The organism is Ktedonobacteraceae bacterium (assembly GCA_035653615.1).
In the GTDB taxonomy this organism is placed as follows: domain Bacteria; phylum Chloroflexota; class Ktedonobacteria; order Ktedonobacterales; family Ktedonobacteraceae; genus DASRBN01.
In genome coordinates, this window is record DASRBN010000012.1 from 123,563 (window position 1) to 143,731 (window position 20,169).

Sequence of the window (20,169 nt, forward strand, 5' to 3'; positions counted from 1 at the left end):
AAGCGTCCTTGCCAGCCTTTTTTGATTGCCATGAGTGTGTTCCTTCTTGTAGTGTGTTCGCGTTAGATCACCACGGGCAGTTCGCTTCAGGGCTTGTCCACGACGAAGACATGCAGGGTGCGCGGGCCATGCACGCCTTCAACGCGGCGAAGTTCGATATCACTGGTGGCTGATGGCCCGGATATGAGCGTGATGGGAGAGGTTTTGCGATCCGCGAGCCAGGCGATGGCTTCGGGAACCAGCCCGACCACCTGTTCCGCATGCACGACGCAGAGATGTCGATCTGGAATCAGCGATAACGCGCGCCTGCCCTGGGTTGTCCCGCTATCCAGGATAATTGTGCCCGTTTGAGCGATGGCCACGGCGCAGCCGGTGAGCACGGCGGAGCTTGCGTCCAGTTCAGCATAGGGGAGCGGTGGATCATCCTTTACTATGGTGATACCTGCCGGCATCCAATTGTTGGGCAGATCTATTGGAATCACCAGTCGAGTGACGCCCAGCTGCTGGCAAGCATTCGCAATAGCGCCGGGCAAATTGGCAGCACTGGTGCGCGTGACGACGGCTTTGTAATCAACCAGCCTGTCAATGAAATCTTCGAGGATGGCGGCGCGGTCGCGCTCATCCCGTTCGCGGAAATCGCGCGGCACCGGCGCTGGTTCGGGCGCGTTGGCAAGGGACTGACGAATGCGCGCGAGTATAACATCTCTAGCGGTGTTGCTCATGGCTGATCCTCTTTCTCTCGCGCTCGCCACCAGTCGCGGAAGCTCTGTTTTGGAACAGGCGAGAGATCGCGGGCTGCGGTCCAGCCTGAGAGCATGCCCGGCAAATGGTTGATGACGCCTTGACGGACGAAGATGCCTTGCCCGCGTCGCGCCAGTCGCTGTGCGCGTTCGTAGCGTTGCTGGCTGGCGAAGATGTACGCTAATTCTCGCATCACCAGCGCCTCTGGATTGAGAGGCGAGGCATGACGTGTCACTTCACCACGCAAGTGCAGCAGCACTTCAGGAATATTGATCTTGACCGGACAGACTTCGTAGCAGGCCCCACAGAGGCTGGAGGCATAGGGTAAGCTTTTCGCCCGCTCGATACCTAGCAACTGCGGCGTGAGTATAGCGCCGATAGGGCCGGGATAGACAGAGCTATAGGCATGCCCGCCCACACGAGCATAGACAGGGCAGATATTGAGGCAGGCGCTGCAACGGATGCAGTGTAAGGCCTGGCGACCTACCTCGTCGGCCAGGACACGCGTGCGACCATTGTCGAGTAATACCAGGTGAAATGCCTGCGGGCCATCGCCAGGCGTTACGCCTGTCCAGAGGCTGGTATAGGGGTTCATGCGCTCACCGGTGGAACTGCGCGGCAGCAATTGCAGGAAGACGGCAAGGTCCTGGAAAGTAGGCAGGATTTTCTCGATACCCATGACCGTAATCAGCGTCTGGGGCAGCGTGATACACATGCGTCCATTGCCCTCGCTCTCTACGACGCAGATGGTGCCGGTTTCAGCAATGGCGAAGTTGGCGCCGCTGATGGCTACCTGGGCCGAGAGGAACTGCTCGCGCAGGTAATGACGCGCGGCGGCGGCGAGCTGCTTCGGGTCGTCGGTGAGGTTCTGTCCCTGGGCGATGGTCTGGCGGAAGAGGTCGCGTATCTCGGCTCTATTCTTATGAATGGCGGGCACCAGGATATGGGAAGATGATTCGCCGGCAAGCTGGATGATGAGTTCGGCCAGGTCGGTCTCGATAGCACGGATACCTGCCCCTGCCAGCGCCTGGTTGAGATGAATCTCATCGGTCGTGAGGGACTTGACCTTGACGACGCGATCAGCGCCGGTATCCTGGACGATCTTCGTAATAACGCGGTTCGCCTCGGACGCGTCGCGTGCCCAATGGACCTGTCCTCCGGCACGCCGGACGGAGGCTTCGAGCTGCAATAAATAGTCATCCAGGTGGCGCATGACGTGGGCTTTGATAGTCGATCCTGCTACGCGCAAGGCTTCCCAGTCGGGTAGTTCGCTGACAACGGCAGTGCGCTTGTCGCGGATGGTGGTGGTGGCTTTGCGCAGGTTGCTGCGCAGCTGGCTGTTGGTGAGGGCCTTTTTCGCGGTCTGAGGGAACATGGGCAAGGATTTGGATGGCATCACGCGACCTCGCTTTCGGTGCGCGCCAGGATTTCGGCCAGGTGAACGGTTGCGACTCCGGCGCGCTGGCGATGCAGACCTCCGCCGATGTGCATCAAACAGGAGGTATCGGCAGCGCACAACACTTCCGCGCCGGTATCCAGCACGCAGCGCATTTTGTCGCTGAGCATCGCCAGGGATGTATCGGCATTCTTGATAGCGAAGGTGCCGCCAAAGCCACAACATTCGCGCGCGTTGGGCAGTTCTACCAGGTCGATGCCTTTGACGGCTCGCAGGAGTTGTAAGGGCGCATCGCCAACATGTAGCACACGCAGGCTGTGGCAGGTTGGATGATAGGTGACGCGGTGCGGATAGTAGGCCCCTACATCGGTGACGCCCAGGCGTTTCACCAGGAACTCCGAGAGTTCATAGACGCGCGGGATGAGTTGTTCAACGTCTTCGATCAGCGCTTTGTCGCTAGAAATTGCGGCGGCTCTGGGATATAGTTCGCGCACCATACCAACGCACGACGCGGAGGGTGCAACAATCACTTCTGCATTGCGAAACACTTCGACGAAGTGCCGTACCAGCGGGATGGATTCGCGCTGGTAGCCGGTATTGAAGTGCATCTGCCCGCAACACGTCTGCGCTTCTGGGAAGTCCACAGTGAGGCCGAGCCGTTCCAGCAATTGCGTCGTAGCGATGCCGACATGAGGAAAGAGCGTATCGTTAAAGCATGTGATAAAGAGCGCAACCCTCATCAGCAGTTCCTTTCATGAGACGGGCCTGTGAGAGACCAGCGTGGCGAAGCGTTGCGCGGCCCCGTCCCAGGCCGCACGTTGAGCTGCTCGCGGCGTAAAGACGCGTGTGGGTGCGTTGCGAGCCATGGAACGTACCTCTTGCAGTCCGCTCAGTTCACCCAGACCGGCCAGTTGCATCAACGCGTTACCCAGCGCTGTCGCCTCATAGGGTCCGGCAATTACCGGCCTGTCGAGCGCGTCTGCCAGCCATTGATTCAGGCGCGTGTTGCGCGCTCCGCCACCAAGAATATGGACGGTGTTGATCATGGCGCCGGTCAAGCGACCGATCTGGTGAAACACCTCGCAATAGCGCAGCACCAGGCTCTCCATTATACAACGCGCAAAGGCCGCCGGTGAGGAAAGCGGGGCCTGTTGATGCTCCTGGAGATACCCATTGATTGCGTCCGGCATATCCTGCGGCGCCAGAAAGCGGGGGTCATCCGGGTCGATCAGAGCAGCAAATGGCGAAACAGCATCCACTTCGGCCAGCAGGGTTTCGTAGTCCGTCACATACCCATTATGTGCCCAGTGCCGGCGGCATTCCTGCAACAGCCATAGTCCCATCACGTTCTTAAGGAAGCGCGTCGTGCCAAATACGCCACCCTCGTTCGTACAATTGGCGGCCTGCGCTTCCGGCGTCATGATCGGACGCGCAAGCTCTACTCCCACCAGCGACCATGTGCCGGAACTGATATAACCCCAATCACGCGAGAATCGCGCCGGAGTGGCCGCAATCGCCGAACCGGTATCGTGTGTCGCCGGGGCAATCACCCTCGCCGCGCCGAGATCTGCACGCAATTCTGGCAACACCTCGCCCAGCGCGACGCCAGCTTCGATGGCAGGGGGAAAGATGCTTGTGGGGATGGAGAGTTGCTCCAGCAGATCGTTCGTCCAGGTTTTCGCGAGAGGGTCCCAGCATTGCGTGGTGGAGGCGTTGGTTTGCTCGGTCATAAGCGACCCACACAGCCAGCCATGCAGCAGGTCGGGGATCATCAGCAAGCGATGGGCATGGGCCAATGCTCCCGGCTGCATGCGTTCGTGGGCGTAGAGCTGGAAGAGCGTGTTAATGGGCAGAAACTGGATACCCGTGCGCCGGTAGAGGACATCGCGAGGAATACGCGCGAAGACCTGCGCCATCACGCCCTCTGTACGTGAGTCGCGATAATGGAAAGGCAGGCCGAGTAGCAAACCTTGCGCATCCAGCAGACCATAATCAACCGCCCAGCTATCTACGCCAATACTGTCCAGCCCGCCAGTAACCTGACGTGCCTTGCGCAGTCCTGTGAGGACTTCATCCCAGAGCGCGAGGATATTCCAGAAGCGATGGCCACGCACCATCACCGGCCGATTGGGGAAACGATGCACCTCCTCCAGGCTTAATTGTCGCCCATCGAAGCGCGCTAGCATCACGCGTCCACTTTCCGCACCCAGATCGACGGCAGCTATATTGCGTGTGACCATACGCCTTTCCCTCTTTCATCGTTGCCGATGATGAAGTTTTATCATCAAAATCGGTCATCCGACTGGTTGAGTCATGTCATTCTGAGCCGTTAGTCATGTCATTCTGAGCCGTCAGTCATGTCATTCTGAAGTGGGTCATGTCATTCTGAGCGCAGCGAAGAATCTCATGACCCACTTCAGAATGATTCGACTCACTCATGCTTACCGGTTTTGATAGTGAAAGTTTATCACCGGTCCCTACGGTCAGCGTGGATAGGCAGCTGCGATGCCGCCATCCACATTGAGGATGTTGCCGGTGCTTTTGATGGATCGTGTGGGGGAAGCGAAGAAGGCCACCGCCTCGGCGATATCCTCCGGCAGGATATTGACACCCAGCGTCGTGCGCTTGCGATACACCTCTTCAAGCTGATCGGGAGCTACCCCATATGTCGCGGCCCGCTCCTGTCGCCAGGTGCTATTCCAGATGCGCGACCCGGCCAGCACCGCATCGGGATTCACTGTATTCACGCGAATGCCGAACTGGCCGCCTTCTTCTGCCAGGCAGCGCGCCAGGTGCGCTTCGGCAGCTTTGGCAGTCGAATACGCAGCGGCATTCTTTCCGGCCACAAGCGCGTTCTTACTGGCGACAAAGACCAGGTTACCTCCCCGTCCCTGCGCTTGCATCAGCCGGAAGCCTTCACGCGCCACCAGGAAATACCCGGTCGCCAGCACGTTCCAGTTCTTGTTCCACTCCGCCAGGCTCGTCCCGGTAACTGGTGCGCTGGAGGCCAGCCCGGCATTGTTGACAATGATGTCAATACCGCCAAAAGCCAGCGCGGCTTGCTTAAATGCTGCCTGTACGCTGGCTTCGTTGGTCACATCCATCTTCACCGCTACGGCGCGCCCCGAACCGAAGTGTGAATTGAGGTATGCGGCCAGTTGTTCCGCGCCTGCCAGGTCAATGTCGGTAGCGACGATATGCGCTCCATCCTGGGCCAGGCGCCAGCAGACCGCGGAACCAATACCTCCTGCCGCCCCGGTCACCAGCGCCACGTGGCGGGCGAATTCGCGCTCCGGTGGGACCAGTTTCAGCTTGAATTGTTCCAGGGGCCAGTATTCGACCGCGTAGCTTTCGGCATCATTGAGCGAGATGAAGCCACCACAGGCCTCTGCTCCACGCATCACAGCGATAGCCCGGTGGTAGAGCTGGGCAGAGACACCGGCCATCATAGCATCCCTGCCGGTGGTGAACATGCCAACGCCAGGAATCAGGATCACGCGAGGATGTGGATTGGCGACCGCGTCCCCCGCACGATAGATTGGTGTTGCCGCGTCGGGATCGAGGTTCTGCTGCGCGTTGGCTTGCAGGTAGCGGCGATACTGCTCCACATAGGCCGCCACTCCAGTACGCAAGACTTCCAGTAGCGCCTCGAGAGGCTGATCGGGCGCCCACTCGACGAGGAGCGGCCAGGGTTTGGTATGCACCAGGTGATCGGGACAGGCCGCGCCAATCTTCGTCAATCGCGGTGCATCCTGACTGCTGGCGAAGGTAAGCACATCTTCACCATCTTCAAAGCGTAAGATCTGGTGTTTCTCGGCGGAAACCAGTCCGCGTAAGACCGGAGCAACCTGCGCCGCGATATCATGCCGTTCTCCGGCTGGAAGTGCAGGAACACGCGGGCCGCCAAAGACTCGCCTATCAGCACGGGCGATCCGTTCCTCGACGAAGTTCCGTGCCTGGACGATGGTTGCGAGAGTCGAGTTGTAGCATTCCTCATCGCTTTCGCCCCAGGTGATGAGTCCATGCTTAGCAAGAATGACGAGCTTCGCGTGCGGATTGGCACGCACCGCCAGAGCGACTTCGCGCGCCAGGCCGTAACCGGGACGGCGATAGGGAATCCAGATCAACGCATCGCCAAAACAGTCTCGTGCGAGTTGTTCGCCGCCCTCCGCACAGGCGAAATAATTCGTTGCATCCGCGTGTGTATGGTCAACATGCGTAAATGGCAGGAATCCATGCAAGAGCGCCTCGATGGATGGGCGTGGCCTGCCCGGCTCATAGAAGCAATGGGCCAGGTACTCGACCATCTCCGTATCGCTCATGCGGCCGCGTTCCAATAGAGGAAGCACATCGTCCAGGTACAGCCCGGTAAATGAGGCCTCCGTGACGGTTGCTAAATCCGAGCCTGAGCCTTTGACCCACAGGACGCGCGTTCGACGCCCCCGGAAGTCGATTTCCTCTGCCTTGGCCGAGGTATTGCCTCCTCCCCAGTTGGCGATAGAGCGATCAGCTCCCAGCTTGCGCGAACGCGCTACCAGTTGCGCGAGCGTCGTTGCTGTTGAGTTATTTTCCATCGTAGAGAATCCCCCTTCTAAGCCCCTGGATACCCACTACCCATCGCATGACCAACTCGCTCCCGCGCCACACGTTCGGCGTATCCACTGGCACGAAAATCCGCAATGGGGTCGGGATTGCGTCCTTGTCGAACTCGGAATTCGGCCAGCAGGGGTCGCACATCTGTTTCGTAAGCTTGCTGGAATACGCGATATCCACCCAGCACATCACCGGCTTCCTGGGCCTCGCGCAAGGCCACGCGATCCACCAATAGCGCCTTGACATAGGCAGTCTGGATGTTTACGACGCTCTGGATCATGGCCTCGATCTTGGGCTCGATATTGTGCGATTGATCGATCATATATGCGATGCGACCGGCGTTGGCGTTACCCTCACTCGCCGCGCCGGTGATCTCATTGAAGATGCAGAAGAGTTCGAAAGGATTGTTCGAACCGGCGATCAGGTCATCATCGGCATAGCGACGGTCGTTGAAGTGGAAGCCGCCCAGCCGTCCCTCATCGAGCAACTGCGCCACGATCTGCGCAATATTGGTTCCTTGCGGGTGGTGGCCGGTATCCACCAGTACCTCTGCCTGCGGACCCAGCTTCTGCGCCATCAGTAGCGAGGTGCCCCAATCCGGCAGGTCGGTGGAATAAAACGCCGGCTCGAAGAATTTGTACTCAAGCAAGAGGCGCATATCAGCGGGCAAAGCAGCGTAGATGGCCTGTAAGGATTCCAGCAAGCGATGGCGGCGGCGACGCAGGTCATCCTGTCCAGGATAGTTAGTGCCGTCAGCCAACCATAAGCTGATAATGTCCGAGCCAACCTCCTGCGCGATCTGGATGCACTCGATCACATGCGCGATAGCTCGCTGCCGCACCTGCTTATCGAAATGACACAGGCTGCCGAGGCGATACACGTCATCCTGAAAGAGATTCGGATTGACCGCGCCAATCCGCAGACCAAGAGTACTCGCATATTCCTTCACCGCCTGCCAGTCATCTTCCTTGTCCCAGGGAATATGGATGGCGACGCTGGGACAGATGCCGGTAACTCTCTGCACCTCAGCTGCATCATCCAACTTTTCACGCAGCGTTGTGGCCGCTCCAGGCCAGTGAAACACCTTGAAGCGCGTGCCCGAATCACCATAACCCCAGGAGGGCGTCTCGATGGTAAATGCCTGAATTTTCTCTAACACAGCTTCGATGTCTCGATTTTGTTTCCCTAAACTGTCATTCATATGAAAATTCACCTTCGCGCTTCAGTCCAAAGGCCTGCACCCCGCCGAATTACTTCGTGATGCCAGTGAGTTCCAAGAACGCGTGCCAGATGCTTCTCCAGCTTTAAAGCCGGTGAGCGAAGCAGTGGCCGCGAAGGAGAGACCAGGCAGCATTGGAGGAAAAGAGATGCTAGCGCAATGCTCCGTTTCCCTCAGCTTCTCATGAACGCTTCTCCCCACCGGTTGAGCGTATCCGGTTCCTTTGGCCAGATGCCGGCCGGTCGCCCTGGCTCAACCAGTTCCAGTTCCGCCGACAGTTCGATGCGATTTCCATCAGGATCAAGCACAAAGATGAAGAGGTTGTTTCCGGGCCCGTGCCGTCCAGGTCCCCAGACGAGCTTGACACCCTTCGATGCCAGGTAGTCCGCCCAATCGCGAATGAGCATCCAGTCGCCGACCTCGTAGGAGTGATGATCGATCCCTTTCTTTGCCGTGCGGAAGATGGCGAACGAGTGGTGTTCCCTGTCCTCATCCGCTCGCATCCAGCAGGCAGCAACTGCCGTACCATCGAGCATTTTATCAGAGATTGCCAGGCCAACGATATCACTGTAGAAACGTACCAACGGCTCAGCATTCTCGCTTGCCAGGACCAGGTGTTGCAGCCGTCCTGTAAGAGCGGGCTCCGAACTCCTATGATCCGGCTGTTGCCCTGGAAGACCAAAGACCAGGCGATTCCCATCAGGGTCGGAGAAGGAAAAGGCGTCTGTTGAAAAGAGTGGACTCGGTGATGGTTCCAGTTGCACTTCCTGTCTCAGGAGCCTGGTGCGTAACGCCGACAGATCATCTCGGGTTTCGCACCGGTAGGCACCGAATCCCAGTGTATTCGATCTACCTCGTCCAACTAGCAGGCGCCGTTGCGGCCCCTGGCAAAGCCATAGATCATGATCAATAGCCTCGGTGGTCATGCCCATGATATCCTGATAGAAGGCCACGAGTCTCTCGGGCGCTTCACTTAAGAGTTGAAAGTGGTCGAGTCGAGCTAGCATGTGGCAGTCCTCTGCTATGATTTCCTACATTTCAAGATGTCTATCCTGAATTATAGGAAAATCGTAACACCTGCCGTCTCATTGTGTCAAGCACTTATCCCCACACCTGCGCTGCCGTCTCAAGCATGATATCGAGTTTGCGCCACTGGTCGTCCTCGCTCAACAGGTTTCCCGCCATCTCGGAGGCGAAGCCGCACTGGGGGCTGAGGGCAAGCTGGTCGAGAGGAATGTAGCGAGTGGCCTCCTCTACGCGGCGTTTGAGTTCATCAACCGTCTCCAAACGACCCGTCTTCGTCGTAATCAGGCCCAGTACGACTACTTTCCCCTTTGGCACGAAGCGCAGGGGCTCAAAGCCGCCCGCCCGCTCAGTATCGTACTCCAGGAGAAAACGATGGTGATGAAGACTATTGAAGAGGCGCTCGGCGATAGCGTCATAGGCTCCTTCTCGATGCCAGTAACTCTGGCGGTTGCCCCGGCATAGGTGAAGCCCGAAAGTGACGCCGGGTATTCCGGCAATGATCTTGTTGTCCGCTTGAATCGAACGCTCCATGTTAGCTATCGGATCTTCGCCGCGAGATCGCATTTCGGCGAGAGAGCCTGCATCGACGTAGGCTGTGTAGCCAGGCTCATCGATCTGCACGTATTGACAACCCGCCTGCACCAGTTCGGTGATCATCTGCCGCTCGATAGCTATAACGTCGGCCAGGAACTCATCAATACCGGCGTAGACCGCCTGCGAATCCTCATAGGCAAAGCGCTGTGAGATACGGTCTGGGCCGATAAGCGTTATTTTGACAGGGGTCGAAGTGAGGCCTTGAGCGAAACGAAACTCGTCTAAAGGTCGATTGCTTACCAGGCGCAACCGCTGCGTAGTCGGCCTGCGCGTAGCGGGAAGTGGGTCGCGCCCTCGCTCTTGAGCAGCCGGAAGAGTTCCCGATTGTTCTCCTTCTAAAAGCCCTGGGGAAGCCTGTGCTCTGCTTTTCCATAGCTCGAAACCGGCAACATCGGCAAAGCTCTCCATGAAATTGTGGCGTCGAAATTCGCCATCGGTGATGATGGGAAGGTGATGCGCCTCCTGGAGCGCAATCACGTCGCGAATAGCCTCATTCTGAGCAATGATCAGTTCTTCGTCGCCCGCCAGACCCCGACTATGGCGAGCGAACGTTTCTTTCAACTTCGCCGGTCGCAGCAGGCTCCCGACCTGGTCCGCGCGCAGCAAACGAAGGTCTGCAGGTTCCCGATTTATCGTGGAACTAGAAATAGCCATCTCTTTTAGCCGATCTCAATGAAGTTCCGAGGACGCTTGCCAAGTCGTCGCGCCCCCGAAGGAGTTGCAACAACCGAATCGCCCCAGCACACGGTCCTGGCTCCGCTCTCCGTCGCGCTGGCCAGCTGACCGCCACCTATGACAGAGCCACCCCAGGAGACCGAGCGCACCCATTCACCTGTCATCACCACGGGTTTGATGACAAAGACGGAATTTTCTTCGATGCGCCAGTTTCGAATGCGCTCGTCACGCGTGCCAAAGACGGCAATGGGCGCATCGTTACCCAGTCCCCGGCTGTGCATAATCATCCTGCTCTGATAGGGCGTTCCTTGCGTCGCCTCCTCACCTATGCGCAGGAGTTCACCGATGGGAACACCAGGGCGGAAGCGCTCGTATGCCCGGTCAATGATTTCCTGCTGGATGCGGTACATATCCGCGTAGTCGGGCGGCACCTTCCCAATAGCCCCCGTGATTGTTACCTGCCCAACATAGCCGCCCCAGTGCGCTTCGGCCTCGCTGGTGATGATATCCCCCTGTTGCAACCGGCGCTGTGTAGGCATGAAGGCATTGGTAGGTGGTTGTGGAGAGCCTGCTGCCCAGAGAATCATCGTCGGCAACTCACCGCCATTCTCTACCATATATGCGAGCATACGAGCGTAGACAACGTTCTCCGGTACCCCTGGTCCGGCTTCTCGTATCATCGTCTCGATGGCCCCCTCCACCAGTTCGACCGCGCGCTCGAGAAAGGCGATTTCCTCTTCGCTCTTGACGAAGCGCGCCTCATCCATCAGGTAGGTTGCGTTGACCAGTTCCGCGTTGGGGAAAGCATTGCGAATCTTCATGTAGATGCCGTACGGCACGATACCGTCAGGCATGCGTGGAACATCGGCAAGCCCTGCAATGCCTATACGCCCGCGATCAACAGAGAGTTCTCGCAAGCGCTCGACAATAGCATCACCTTCAGAGAAGAATTTAGCGCGGATGTCCGTGACCCAATCCTGGAAGCCAAGCCAGTACTCAGGATAAGGTACGGGACCGGTAAGCGCGGTCACTTCGCCATGCCGGGGAAATACGGCTGCTACCGGCGAGCTATTCACGCCGATGCCTGTGAGATAACGGACGTTGGCCTGGAGTCCATCCCTGCCACCCGTATTGGAAGGAGCAACGATAACGTCTATGCCTTCGCGATCCATCAACTGGCGCACCTTGCCCCAGCGTCGTTCGCGTTCGGCCAGCGAGAAGCGGGGAACATCGAGTTTCGGAACAGTAGCAGCCATGATATCTCCTCCATAACAGGTCTCTAAGCATACTCAATACAGGGGATTGTCGAGCGGTACTCTTCCCAAGGGATAGTAAGTTATCGTCGCGCGTCTACGATTCTTCGCTACGCTCAGAATGACACGCTGGAGAGTCATATCATTCTGCGACCGATCTGTGCCAACATATCCTTTTCATCCTTCGCCTCAGAATGACACCCTGGGGTGTCATGTCATTCTGAGCGCAGCGAAGAATCCAACCACTTTTTAAGAGCATATCCCGCTTGAGCAGCCCTTGTCAAGTATTTTTCTTGACGACCGTCATTTAATATGCTATGTTTTTCCAGGGTTGTAGGGCTCCTCGCCGTCTTCGTCTACGTGCTGCAATCTCATAAGGGAGAGAAACGATGCAAGATACTATGCGGGCCGCCAGGATTCACCCGGGCGAACACACGTTTCGTATTGAAGAGGTACCTGTTCCCCAGCTCGAAGATGGCGATGTGCTGGTGCAGGTGAAGGCTACCGGCCTTACGCGAGGCGTGCTCTCCCTCTGGCGCAGTAGGGGCAGGATGCGAGTGCTTCCTACCATCCTGGGCTACGAGACAGCAGGGGTCGTGGCAAAAATCGGGCCAGGCGTTACCTCGGTTAACGAAGGTGACAGGGTTCGCGTTCACCCCGTCCTCTCCTGCCACAACTGTTATTACTGTCGTACAGACCTGGAGCCGATGTGCCCGGCCGTATCCGTAATGGGCGGAGCCGTGTACAGCGACCAGGCCATGCCGTTGTACCAGAAATATCACAATGGCGGGCTGGCCGAGTACATCAAAGTGCCGGCATGGAACCTCGATCCTCTCCCCGGCGCGATCTCCTTTGAAGTAGGCGCGCGCATTCATAGCCTCGCGGTCGCATTTCACGCTATCCGCATAGCACAGCTCAACTTTGGTTCAACGCTGGTTGTCAATGGCGCAACGGGCGGTGTCGGTTCAGCAGCAGTGCTATGCGCGCCACTTTTTGGCGTCACTCGGATTATCGCGATCTCAAGAAAAGCAGAAACGCTGGCAGTAACTCGCAATCTTGTGCCCGGCCTGGTCGAAACTATTGCCACCGGTGATCTGCTGGAAGATTGGGAAGCCAGGCAACTTTTGACAGAGCATATCCGCACCCTCAACAACGGGCAGGGTATAGATGGCGTCGTGGATTTCCTGCCGGGAATGCCCAATATAACCGTACAGTCGATATTTGCCATGAGGAAAGGCGGCAGCGCGATTCTGGCCGGCGGCAACTACGAGGAACTGGTCTTCCCCTATGGGCGCATTATGACGAATGGCTACACGATCAAAGGCTCCAACGGCTATGTGAGGCGTGATGCGCAAGAATTGATTCGCCTGCTCCAGGCGCGACGACTGGACCCTTCCCCTCTCATCACGCACCGTTTCCCCCTTGAAGAGGTGAATAAAGCCGCCGAGACGATCTGGGACCGCCGCGGTGATGTGAGGTTCGTCATCATTCACCCGAATGAGTAATCGGAATGGCCTTCGAGTTCTGACCCGGCATAGACGCTACAAGTTGCCGCAGGCTCTCCTCCGTTTGTCCTTCAAGCTCAAGCTGTTCAACATAGGGCGGCTGGTAGTCTTCTCTGCCTGTGGCCCAGTACACTTCAACGACGTTCCCTTCCGGATCAGCAAAATAGATGGCGAGCGCAAAGCCATGATTCCAGGTGTAGAGTATCTGCAAGCCACGTGCTTTTGCCTCGCGATAAAACTCGAGTAGTTCCCCGGGCGACTCGACGCGCAAGCCGATATGAGCGGCGCGAGGATTATCTTTGAAAAGTGCCAGGTCATGATTCTCTTCATGTGGGTTGCTGGCGACAAAAGCGTTGGAACCTGTTTTTGTGCCTCCAACCAGTTCCATACCAAACATTTCCTGGTAGAATTGCGCGAGGGCGGTCGGATTTTTCGCGGATAGGGCGACGTGAGCAAGGCGAGCTTTAGGCATGGTGTCTCCTCCATGAAATCAGGATTGCACGGGCGTTTCGAGCCGCCCAAGACCCTCTATCTCAATAGCGATCTCATCGCCGGGTCGCAAGGGTTCCTGTGGCCTGCGTGCATACCCTACGCCGGCAGGGGTTCCTGTGGCAATCACATCTCCCGGTTCGAGCGTCATAATCGAGGCAAGATGTTCAATGATTTCCCGCACCGAAAATACCATGTTAGCAGTGTTCGAATCCTGTTTCACCTGCCCGTTGACCGATAGCGTGATGAGCAGGTTCTGCGGGTCTGGCACAAACTCCGCGGGAGTGATAAACGGTCCCATAGGCGCGGAGCCATCGAACGCCTTGCTTAACACCCAATCGATACCGACGGGCGCGGGTTTTGTGATCCAATCGCGCACGGACAGGTCATTGAAAACGCTGTAGCCGGCAACGATGTGCAGCGCCTCATCACCTCGAACATTGCGCGCTCTTTGCCCGATGACTACCGCCAGTTCTGCTTCGTAGTCGGTGAACTCCGCATATTTCGGGAGAGTGAAAGGCTCACCCGAACCAATCAGGGTAGTAGTTGTGGGCTTCAAGAAGCTATACGGGTAGGCAGGTAATTTCATACCCGCTCCGCCGCTCATTTCCAGGATGTGGTCTTTATAATTGGTACCGATGCAAATCAGCTTGTGGGGATACAACAGTGGCGCACGCCATGATAGTTGATCGGCTCCGACCTGCGCGGGTAGAGTCCCGGCAAAGCTATCACCGGCTAGCCAGTCTGCGATGGATGCAAGTTGCCCTTTCCAGAACGGCCACCTCTCCATCACCTCCATGAGCGAAACCGGCGGATTCACCCGTTCCAGGGAAAGTGCTTGTTTCGACTGCACTAACTTGAGAAGAGATGACAGATCGAAGAAGGCATCGCGGCAATACAAAATAATGCTTTCGCGACCGGCTACAAGCGCGGTTCCAAGTTGGTATTTCAATACTCATGCCCCTCTTGGTCTTCCAGGCTTACGGGGACGGCTGTCAACACGGGGAAATATAGCATATTTTGTGACGACCGTCAAGATAAACTCTTGCTATTCCTATGATCGATGGCTTATAATCGTTTAAATATAGAAATTCAGTATACAATATCTTCATTTTGTTCAAGAAGAAATAAATAAGTTCTGAGCGAACCTATGCCAAAGCGAAACATTTGCTGATCGCTGTGCGTGATTACTGGTGGTGACGCCGGTAGCAAAATGTCCCAAAGCCTTGCGAAATTCACGCGGACTCACCGGTGCAAACTGAAGTTGTGCCATTCTACTCCCTCATTTCGATCAGCATATTCACCCCGGCTTAAGAAGTATTATAACGCTTTGCTGCTATGGATACAATCAAAAATAGCCTGTCTTTCCCGCAATGTGAAAATAAGTTCCCGAAAATAAAGAAAAATTGTTGCTTTTCACACAGGCATATGGTATCTTTCTTCTCAGAAAGCCCTCTCCATGAGAATCGAATCAGAAAGGTGATACGAACATGGACCAGATCAAAGATACTGCCACGAACGAAGAGAGCAACGAGACGAAGGCGCGGCCGATGACGGGGGATGAGTATCTGGCAAGCCTGAATGATGGGCGCGAAGTCTGGATTTATGGCGAGCGCGTCGAGAATGTGGTAACGCATCCCGCTTTCCGCAACACTGCGCGTATGATTGCGCGGTTGTACGACGCGCTCCACGACCCTTCGAAGCGAGACGTGCTTACCACCGGGACAGATACCGGCAACGGGGGCTATACCCACAAGTATTTCAAAAGCCCGCGAAGCGCTGATGACCTCGTGGGCGACCGCGACGCCATCGCCGAATGGGCCAGGCTCACCTATGGCTGGCTGGCGCGCAGCCCCGATTACAAAGCCAGTTTCCTGGCAACGCTGCGGGATAACGCCGAGTTTTACGAGCCCTATCAAGAGAATGCTCGCCGCTGGTACAAAGAGGGCCAGGAGAAAGTGTTGTACTTCAACCACGCCCTTGTCAATCCGCCGGTAGACCGCAATCGCCCGCCGGACGAGGTCAGCGATGTCTACTTGCACGTTGAAAAGGAGACGGACGCCGGCATTATCGTCAGTGGGGCCAAGGTTGTCGCTACCGGTTCCGCGCTGACACACTATAACTTTATCGCGCACTATGGCCCTCTACCCATCAAGAAGAAGGAATACGCGCTCATCTTCATCGTCCCCATGGGGACGCCAGGAGTGAAGCTGATCTGCCGGCCCTCTTACTCGATGGCCGCAGAAGTGATGGGCAGCCCCTTTGACTACCCACTTTCAAGCCGGCTGGATGAGAACGACGCGGTATTTATTTTCGACAAGGTGCTTGTACCCTGGGACTGCATCTTCGTGTATGGAGATGTAGAGAAAACGAACAACTTCTTCCCCACCTCGGGGTTCATCCCACGCACGACCTTTCACGGCTGCGTGCGCTTTGCCGTTAAGCTGGATTTCCTCGCGGGACTCTTCCTGAAGGCGGTAGAGGCCAGCGGGACAAAGGATTTTCGGGGCGTGCAGGTGCGCGTGGGCGAGGTGCTGGCATGGCGCAACCTGTTCTGGGGGATCGCCGAAGCCATGGCACGCAATCCTGTTCCCTGGAAGAATGGCTCGGTCCTGCCCAACACGGAATACGGCCTCGCCTACCGCGTTTTCGCGACGGTGGCCTATCCGCGTATCCGGGAGATCATCGAGGGGGATGTGGCGAGCAGCCTGATCTACCTCAACTCCAACGCAGTAGATTTCAAGGTGCCCGAGGTGCGCGCCTACCTGGAGAAGTACGTGCGCGGCTCCAACGGATATAGCGCGGTGGATCGCATCAAGCTCATGAAGTTGCTCTGGGACGCCCTGGGGAGCGAGTTCGGCGGCAGGCATCACCTCTACGAACTCAACTACGCGGGCAACCACGAGAACATCCGCCTGGAGGTACTGTTCAACGCCCTGTCCAACGGCGATGCGGAACGCTTCAAAGGATTTGCCGAGCAATGTATGGCCGAGTATGACCTGGATGGCTGGACCGTGCCCGACCTGATTACGCCCGAGGACATCAATCTTCATATGGGGAAGTTCAAAGAACCATAAAGGAGTAGTGCTATGACATGCTTATACGTCGCAATGGACGATGCAGTCGCAGTTGTAGGCCGCCAGAATGGTCGCTGGCAATTTGTCGAACGCTTGCATGACGTACATCCGCAGTGCCTGGCAGTAGACCCTTTTCAGCCGGATCGTATCTACTGTGGCACTTTTGACAGGGGACTCTGGTGCAGTGACAATGCCGGGGAGACCTGGCAGCCCATAGGGAAGGGCGACCAGGGGATTCCGCAAGAGAGGGTGATGTCCGTAGCTGTCAGCCAGGCCGAGCGAGTCGGAACCTATGGTGTGGTCTGGGCGGGAACAGAACCAAGCGCCCTGTACTGCTCAGAAGATGGTGGCAATACCTGGCAGGAACTACGCGCCTTGCAGGACATCCCCTCGAAGCCCAACTGGAAATTCCCCCCGCGCCCTAATTCGCACCATGTGCGCTGGATTTCGCCCGACCCCAACGACCCGGATCGGTTGTTTGTAGCTATTGAACAGGGCGGCATCATGCGTACGCTCGATAAAGGGAAGACCTGGGACGACCACAATCCCGCTGCGCAAAAAGATGGGCATACGCTGGCAATGCATAAGCTCGCGCCGGGCCGCCTGTACGAGGCCTCGGGTGGTGATAGCGTGAAGTTCCGCATGTTTGTGCGCCTCGCCTGGCCACCACTTGAACCCAACGTGATTATGACCGAAGGCGGCTTTGCCGAAACCTACGATGGCGGCAACACCTGGCAAACCGTCATCGACGGCTTGCAGCATCACTACCTGTGGGGAGTAGCCGTTGATCCGGGAGACCCTGATACCATTGTCACCTCCGCCTCGATTGGCCCATTGCAGGCGCATCGTTCAGGAGCGGTCTCGTTCATCTACCGCCGCACGGGAGGCAAGCCCTGGCAGATGGTGACCGATGGATTACCTGAGCCAAGGGGTATGAGAGTTTCGGTGCTGGCTGCTAATGAGTCGGAGCCGGGAGTATTCTACGCGCTCAACAACGAGGGCATTTTCCGCTCAACTGATGCGGGCTTAACCTGGAAAGCGCTGGATGTGGAGTGGCCGCAGCGCTTCCGCAAGCAACATCCCCAGGGGTTAGCCGTAGTTGAATAAGGAGACAAAATGGTATGAGCGAGGAGACAATAGCCTCTCATAAAGGCGATGGTTTACTGTCATCACTTGCCGGCCATAAATTTATCCAGCTCACAACCTTCCGTAAGAACGGCGAGCCTGTAGCAACGCCGGTCTGGTTTGTGGCCGAGAACGGCAAGCTCTACGTGACAACCAACGGCAACGCAGGAAAAATGAAGCGCATACGCAGCACCGGGCGCGTGCTGCTTGCGCCAAGCGATCCCCGTGGAAAGCCCCTTGGTGAGCGGGTCGAGGTCCGCGTGCGCGAGGTGCCCCAGGAGCAGCATCGCGACGTTCATGCTCTATTAGCCCGCAAGTATGGCTTCCCCTACCGCGTGTTTGCGTTCATACACATCTTTATCGGATGGAAGCGCAAGGCAAAACGAACGTACCTTGAGATCGAGCCAGCATGATCTACTCAAAGGTCAACAGCACCTTGCCGAAGGGCCGGCCCTCCATCAGGTAACGCTGCGCCTCTGCCGCCTGCTCCAGTGGAAACGTGCGGGCGACAAGAGGCTTGACGCGGCCTTCCGTCCAGAAATTGAAGATGGTACTGAAAGCCTGCTCGCGTATCTCGGGCGGCGTGGTGACGGTGCGATGGCCTATAATGTGAGGCTCCTTGGCCAGGAAGTCGCGGGGAATATTGAATCGCGCCTCCGAGCCTGCCGAATCACCTATCAGCACGATTATGCCTCCCACCTTGATCGATGCCACCACCTCTCCAAGAATATGCCCACCCAGGCTGTCTATCGCCAGGTCAACGCCTTGATTGTTGGTCAAGCGTGCCACACCATCACGCAGCCTCTCCTGCGACAGATCGATCACATCCTCGTAGCCAAGTTCGCGGGCCTTTTTCGCTTTTTCGGAAGACCCAGCTGAGGTGATAACGCGAGATGCGCCCTGAACAAGGGCAAGCTGGATGACGGCATTCCCAACGGAGCCGCCTACGCCGGGCGATAAGACCACCTGCCCCGGTTGAAAGCCGCCCTTGTATGTGAGAGCGAGTTGAGCCGCCTCGTAACCGGTGCGCAGCGCGGCTGCTTCCAACTCGCTCTTGCCGTCCGGGATAGGTTGAAGGGCCCGGGGAGCAGTTACTACATACTCCTGCCATGTCCCGCCGCGCGGGAGAAAATAGCCGCTCTTGAACATCACGCGCGTGCCTATCGGAATAGGTGACTCCCCTGCCACGACAATGCCCGCGCCTTCGTTCCCCAGGATAATGGGCGGCTTCTTCCCCATGGTCACGATGCCCCGGCGCATCACGTCGTCCAGCGGGTTAATGGCCGCGGCAGTCATCTTCACCAACACCTGCCCCAGTTCAAGTTCGGGTATGGGCAACTCGACCAGTTGCAGCCGATCATAGCCCCCAAAATCTGTCACTTGAATAGCTCTCATCACGCTTCTCCTATGACAAAACCGAATACACGCTGCCAGCGGAATCGCTCAGGTATTCGCAGGTCAAGCTGCTGCCACGTCACTCCTGTATCGACCGAGCGATAGATGCCCCTGCCGCTGGCGGCATAGAAGGTACCGGGCCGGTGTTCATTGGTTGCCAGCACACATGCTCCCGTCCCCCTTGGTTCCGGCAGTCCCTCAGTAACCATCTGCCAGGGAGTACCGGTCGTGCGACGGTAAAGAAAAGATTCGGCGAATGCAGGGAAATGGGCCTGATTGGGGCCAATCGCTGCCGAAGCGACTATGGTATCAGGGTCTCCCGGATCAACAGCTAATCCCCACAGGTAGTGATGCTGCTCCAACCCTTCTGTTTGTGTCTGCCAGGTAGCTCCACCATCACGCGATTCAGCATAGCCGCCACGTGTGAGCACGGGATACTGGCGGCCCTTTTCATCCTTGCCAAGAATCAGGCCATCTCCACCGGCTGCCTCGTAGACACGTCCCGGCGCCTTCTTATGCGTTCTCAGTGTGTGACCATCGAACTGCGCACCCGGCTTGTGATCTTCCCACGTTTGCCCACCGTCAAGCGTGCGCATGACCCCACCCTGTTCAATGGCGAGAAAAAGGCGTCCCGGCTCCACGGGATCAGGTTCGATCCAGCGCACATGATGGGTGTACGGACGAGGGGGAAAGCTCCAGATCGGCTTCGAGGGGATATCCTGCAAGGCTCGCAGTTCCTGCCAGCTCTCACCGCCATCCTCCGAGCGAAACAAGGCGCTCGGCTCAGTTCCCACCCACAGCAGACCATACTTGCCTACCCGCTCGATAGGGCTGATCGCCACCGACATCACCTCTGCATACGGGATACCTTCTCCTGCAGGCTGCCAGGTCTCCCCAAAGTCATCGCTGCGCCACAGTCCTTTGCCAAAGGTGCCGCAATACATGCGACCGGCTCTATGTGGGTCCTGCGCGATGCAATACGTTGGCAGCCCATCCAGTCGAAGCTCAAGCTGCCAGCGCCCCTTTTGCTCCTGCGCTACCAGGAGTGCATCCTCCATAGCGATATATAAGGTTGTCATGG

The 20,169-nt window shown here is 57.3% G+C and carries 17 protein-coding genes; 4 read left to right on the forward strand and 13 right to left on the reverse strand.

Annotation, left to right across the window (positions count from 1 at the left end):
* Nucleotides 1-86: 86 nt before the first annotated feature.
* The 9 genes from VFA09_06740 to VFA09_06780 form a co-directional block, all read right to left on the reverse strand.
* A complete protein-coding gene (locus tag VFA09_06740) occupies nucleotides 87-722 on the reverse strand; it encodes a lactate utilization protein C (protein ID HZU66959.1) in 636 nt (211 codons plus the stop codon).
* Entirely contained in the window at nucleotides 719-2,137 is a 1,419-nt protein-coding gene (locus tag VFA09_06745; GenBank protein ID HZU66960.1) for a LutB/LldF family L-lactate oxidation iron-sulfur protein, read from the reverse strand. The genes VFA09_06740 and VFA09_06745 overlap by 4 nt, the downstream gene beginning before the upstream one ends.
* On the reverse strand, nucleotides 2,137-2,877 hold the full coding sequence (locus tag VFA09_06750) for a (Fe-S)-binding protein (protein HZU66961.1): 741 nt from the start codon (nucleotides 2,875-2,877) through the stop codon (nucleotides 2,137-2,139). The genes VFA09_06745 and VFA09_06750 overlap by 1 nt, the downstream gene beginning before the upstream one ends.
* A 12-nt stretch (nucleotides 2,878-2,889) precedes the next feature.
* Complete coding sequence (locus tag VFA09_06755) at nucleotides 2,890-4,377, reverse strand: FGGY-family carbohydrate kinase (GenBank protein ID HZU66962.1); 1,488 nt, start codon at nucleotides 4,375-4,377, stop codon at nucleotides 2,890-2,892.
* Nucleotides 4,378-4,620: 243 nt separating this feature from the next.
* The gene (locus VFA09_06760; GenBank protein ID HZU66963.1) at nucleotides 4,621-6,711 is read right to left on the reverse strand and encodes a bifunctional aldolase/short-chain dehydrogenase; all 2,091 of its coding nucleotides are present in this window, start codon (nucleotides 6,709-6,711) and stop codon (nucleotides 4,621-4,623) included.
* Between the two features lie 17 nt (nucleotides 6,712-6,728).
* Nucleotides 6,729-7,931, reverse strand: a complete 1,203-nt coding sequence (gene rhaI, locus VFA09_06765; protein ID HZU66964.1) for an L-rhamnose isomerase — start codon at nucleotides 7,929-7,931, stop codon at nucleotides 6,729-6,731.
* A 191-nt stretch (nucleotides 7,932-8,122) separates the two neighbouring features.
* The gene (locus VFA09_06770) at nucleotides 8,123-8,956 is read right to left on the reverse strand and encodes a VOC family protein (GenBank protein HZU66965.1); all 834 of its coding nucleotides are present in this window, start codon (nucleotides 8,954-8,956) and stop codon (nucleotides 8,123-8,125) included.
* Nucleotides 8,957-9,050: 94 nt separating this feature from the next.
* A complete protein-coding gene (locus VFA09_06775) occupies nucleotides 9,051-10,223 on the reverse strand; it encodes a hypothetical protein (GenBank protein HZU66966.1) in 1,173 nt (390 codons plus the stop codon).
* A gap of 5 nt (nucleotides 10,224-10,228) precedes the next feature.
* A complete protein-coding gene (locus tag VFA09_06780) occupies nucleotides 10,229-11,500 on the reverse strand; it encodes a M24 family metallopeptidase (protein ID HZU66967.1) in 1,272 nt (423 codons plus the stop codon).
* Nucleotides 11,501-11,886: 386 nt separating this feature from the next.
* Between VFA09_06780 and VFA09_06785 the strand changes: the two genes are divergently transcribed.
* On the forward strand, nucleotides 11,887-13,002 hold the full coding sequence (locus VFA09_06785) for an alcohol dehydrogenase catalytic domain-containing protein (protein ID HZU66968.1): 1,116 nt from the start codon (nucleotides 11,887-11,889) through the stop codon (nucleotides 13,000-13,002).
* Here VFA09_06785 and VFA09_06790 read toward each other — a convergent pair.
* Together VFA09_06790 and VFA09_06795 are read right to left on the reverse strand one after the other, a co-directional pair.
* A complete protein-coding gene (locus VFA09_06790; GenBank protein HZU66969.1) occupies nucleotides 12,983-13,474 on the reverse strand; it encodes a VOC family protein in 492 nt (163 codons plus the stop codon). The two genes, VFA09_06785 and VFA09_06790, sit on opposite strands and share 20 nt — an antisense overlap.
* An 18-nt stretch (nucleotides 13,475-13,492) precedes the next feature.
* Nucleotides 13,493-14,443 (reverse strand): fumarylacetoacetate hydrolase family protein, encoded by a 951-nt coding sequence (locus tag VFA09_06795; GenBank protein ID HZU66970.1) that lies wholly within the window; start codon nucleotides 14,441-14,443, stop codon nucleotides 13,493-13,495.
* A gap of 538 nt (nucleotides 14,444-14,981) precedes the next feature.
* Between VFA09_06795 and VFA09_06800 the strand changes: the two genes are divergently transcribed.
* Genes VFA09_06800 through VFA09_06810 form a run of 3 tightly spaced genes read left to right on the forward strand, consistent with a single transcriptional unit; the run spans nucleotide 14,982 to nucleotide 18,106 of the window.
* Nucleotides 14,982-16,568, forward strand: coding sequence for a 4-hydroxyphenylacetate 3-hydroxylase N-terminal domain-containing protein (locus VFA09_06800; protein ID HZU66971.1), 1,587 nt, complete (start codon nucleotides 14,982-14,984; stop codon nucleotides 16,566-16,568).
* Between the two features lie 12 nt (nucleotides 16,569-16,580).
* On the forward strand, nucleotides 16,581-17,675 hold the full coding sequence (locus VFA09_06805; protein ID HZU66972.1) for a glycosyl hydrolase: 1,095 nt from the start codon (nucleotides 16,581-16,583) through the stop codon (nucleotides 17,673-17,675).
* A 14-nt stretch (nucleotides 17,676-17,689) separates the two neighbouring features.
* The gene (locus tag VFA09_06810; GenBank protein HZU66973.1) at nucleotides 17,690-18,106 is read left to right on the forward strand and encodes a PPOX class F420-dependent oxidoreductase; all 417 of its coding nucleotides are present in this window, start codon (nucleotides 17,690-17,692) and stop codon (nucleotides 18,104-18,106) included.
* A gap of 1 nt (nucleotide 18,107) precedes the next feature.
* Here the strand turns inward: VFA09_06810 and VFA09_06815 are convergent, their stop codons facing one another.
* Both VFA09_06815 and VFA09_06820 read right to left on the reverse strand, forming a co-directional pair.
* Nucleotides 18,108-19,088 (reverse strand): zinc-binding alcohol dehydrogenase family protein, encoded by a 981-nt coding sequence (locus VFA09_06815; GenBank protein ID HZU66974.1) that lies wholly within the window; start codon nucleotides 19,086-19,088, stop codon nucleotides 18,108-18,110.
* Entirely contained in the window at nucleotides 19,088-20,167 is a 1,080-nt protein-coding gene (locus VFA09_06820) for a glycosyl hydrolase (GenBank protein HZU66975.1), read from the reverse strand. The genes VFA09_06815 and VFA09_06820 overlap by 1 nt, the downstream gene beginning before the upstream one ends.
* Between the last annotated feature and the right edge of the window lie 2 nt (nucleotides 20,168-20,169).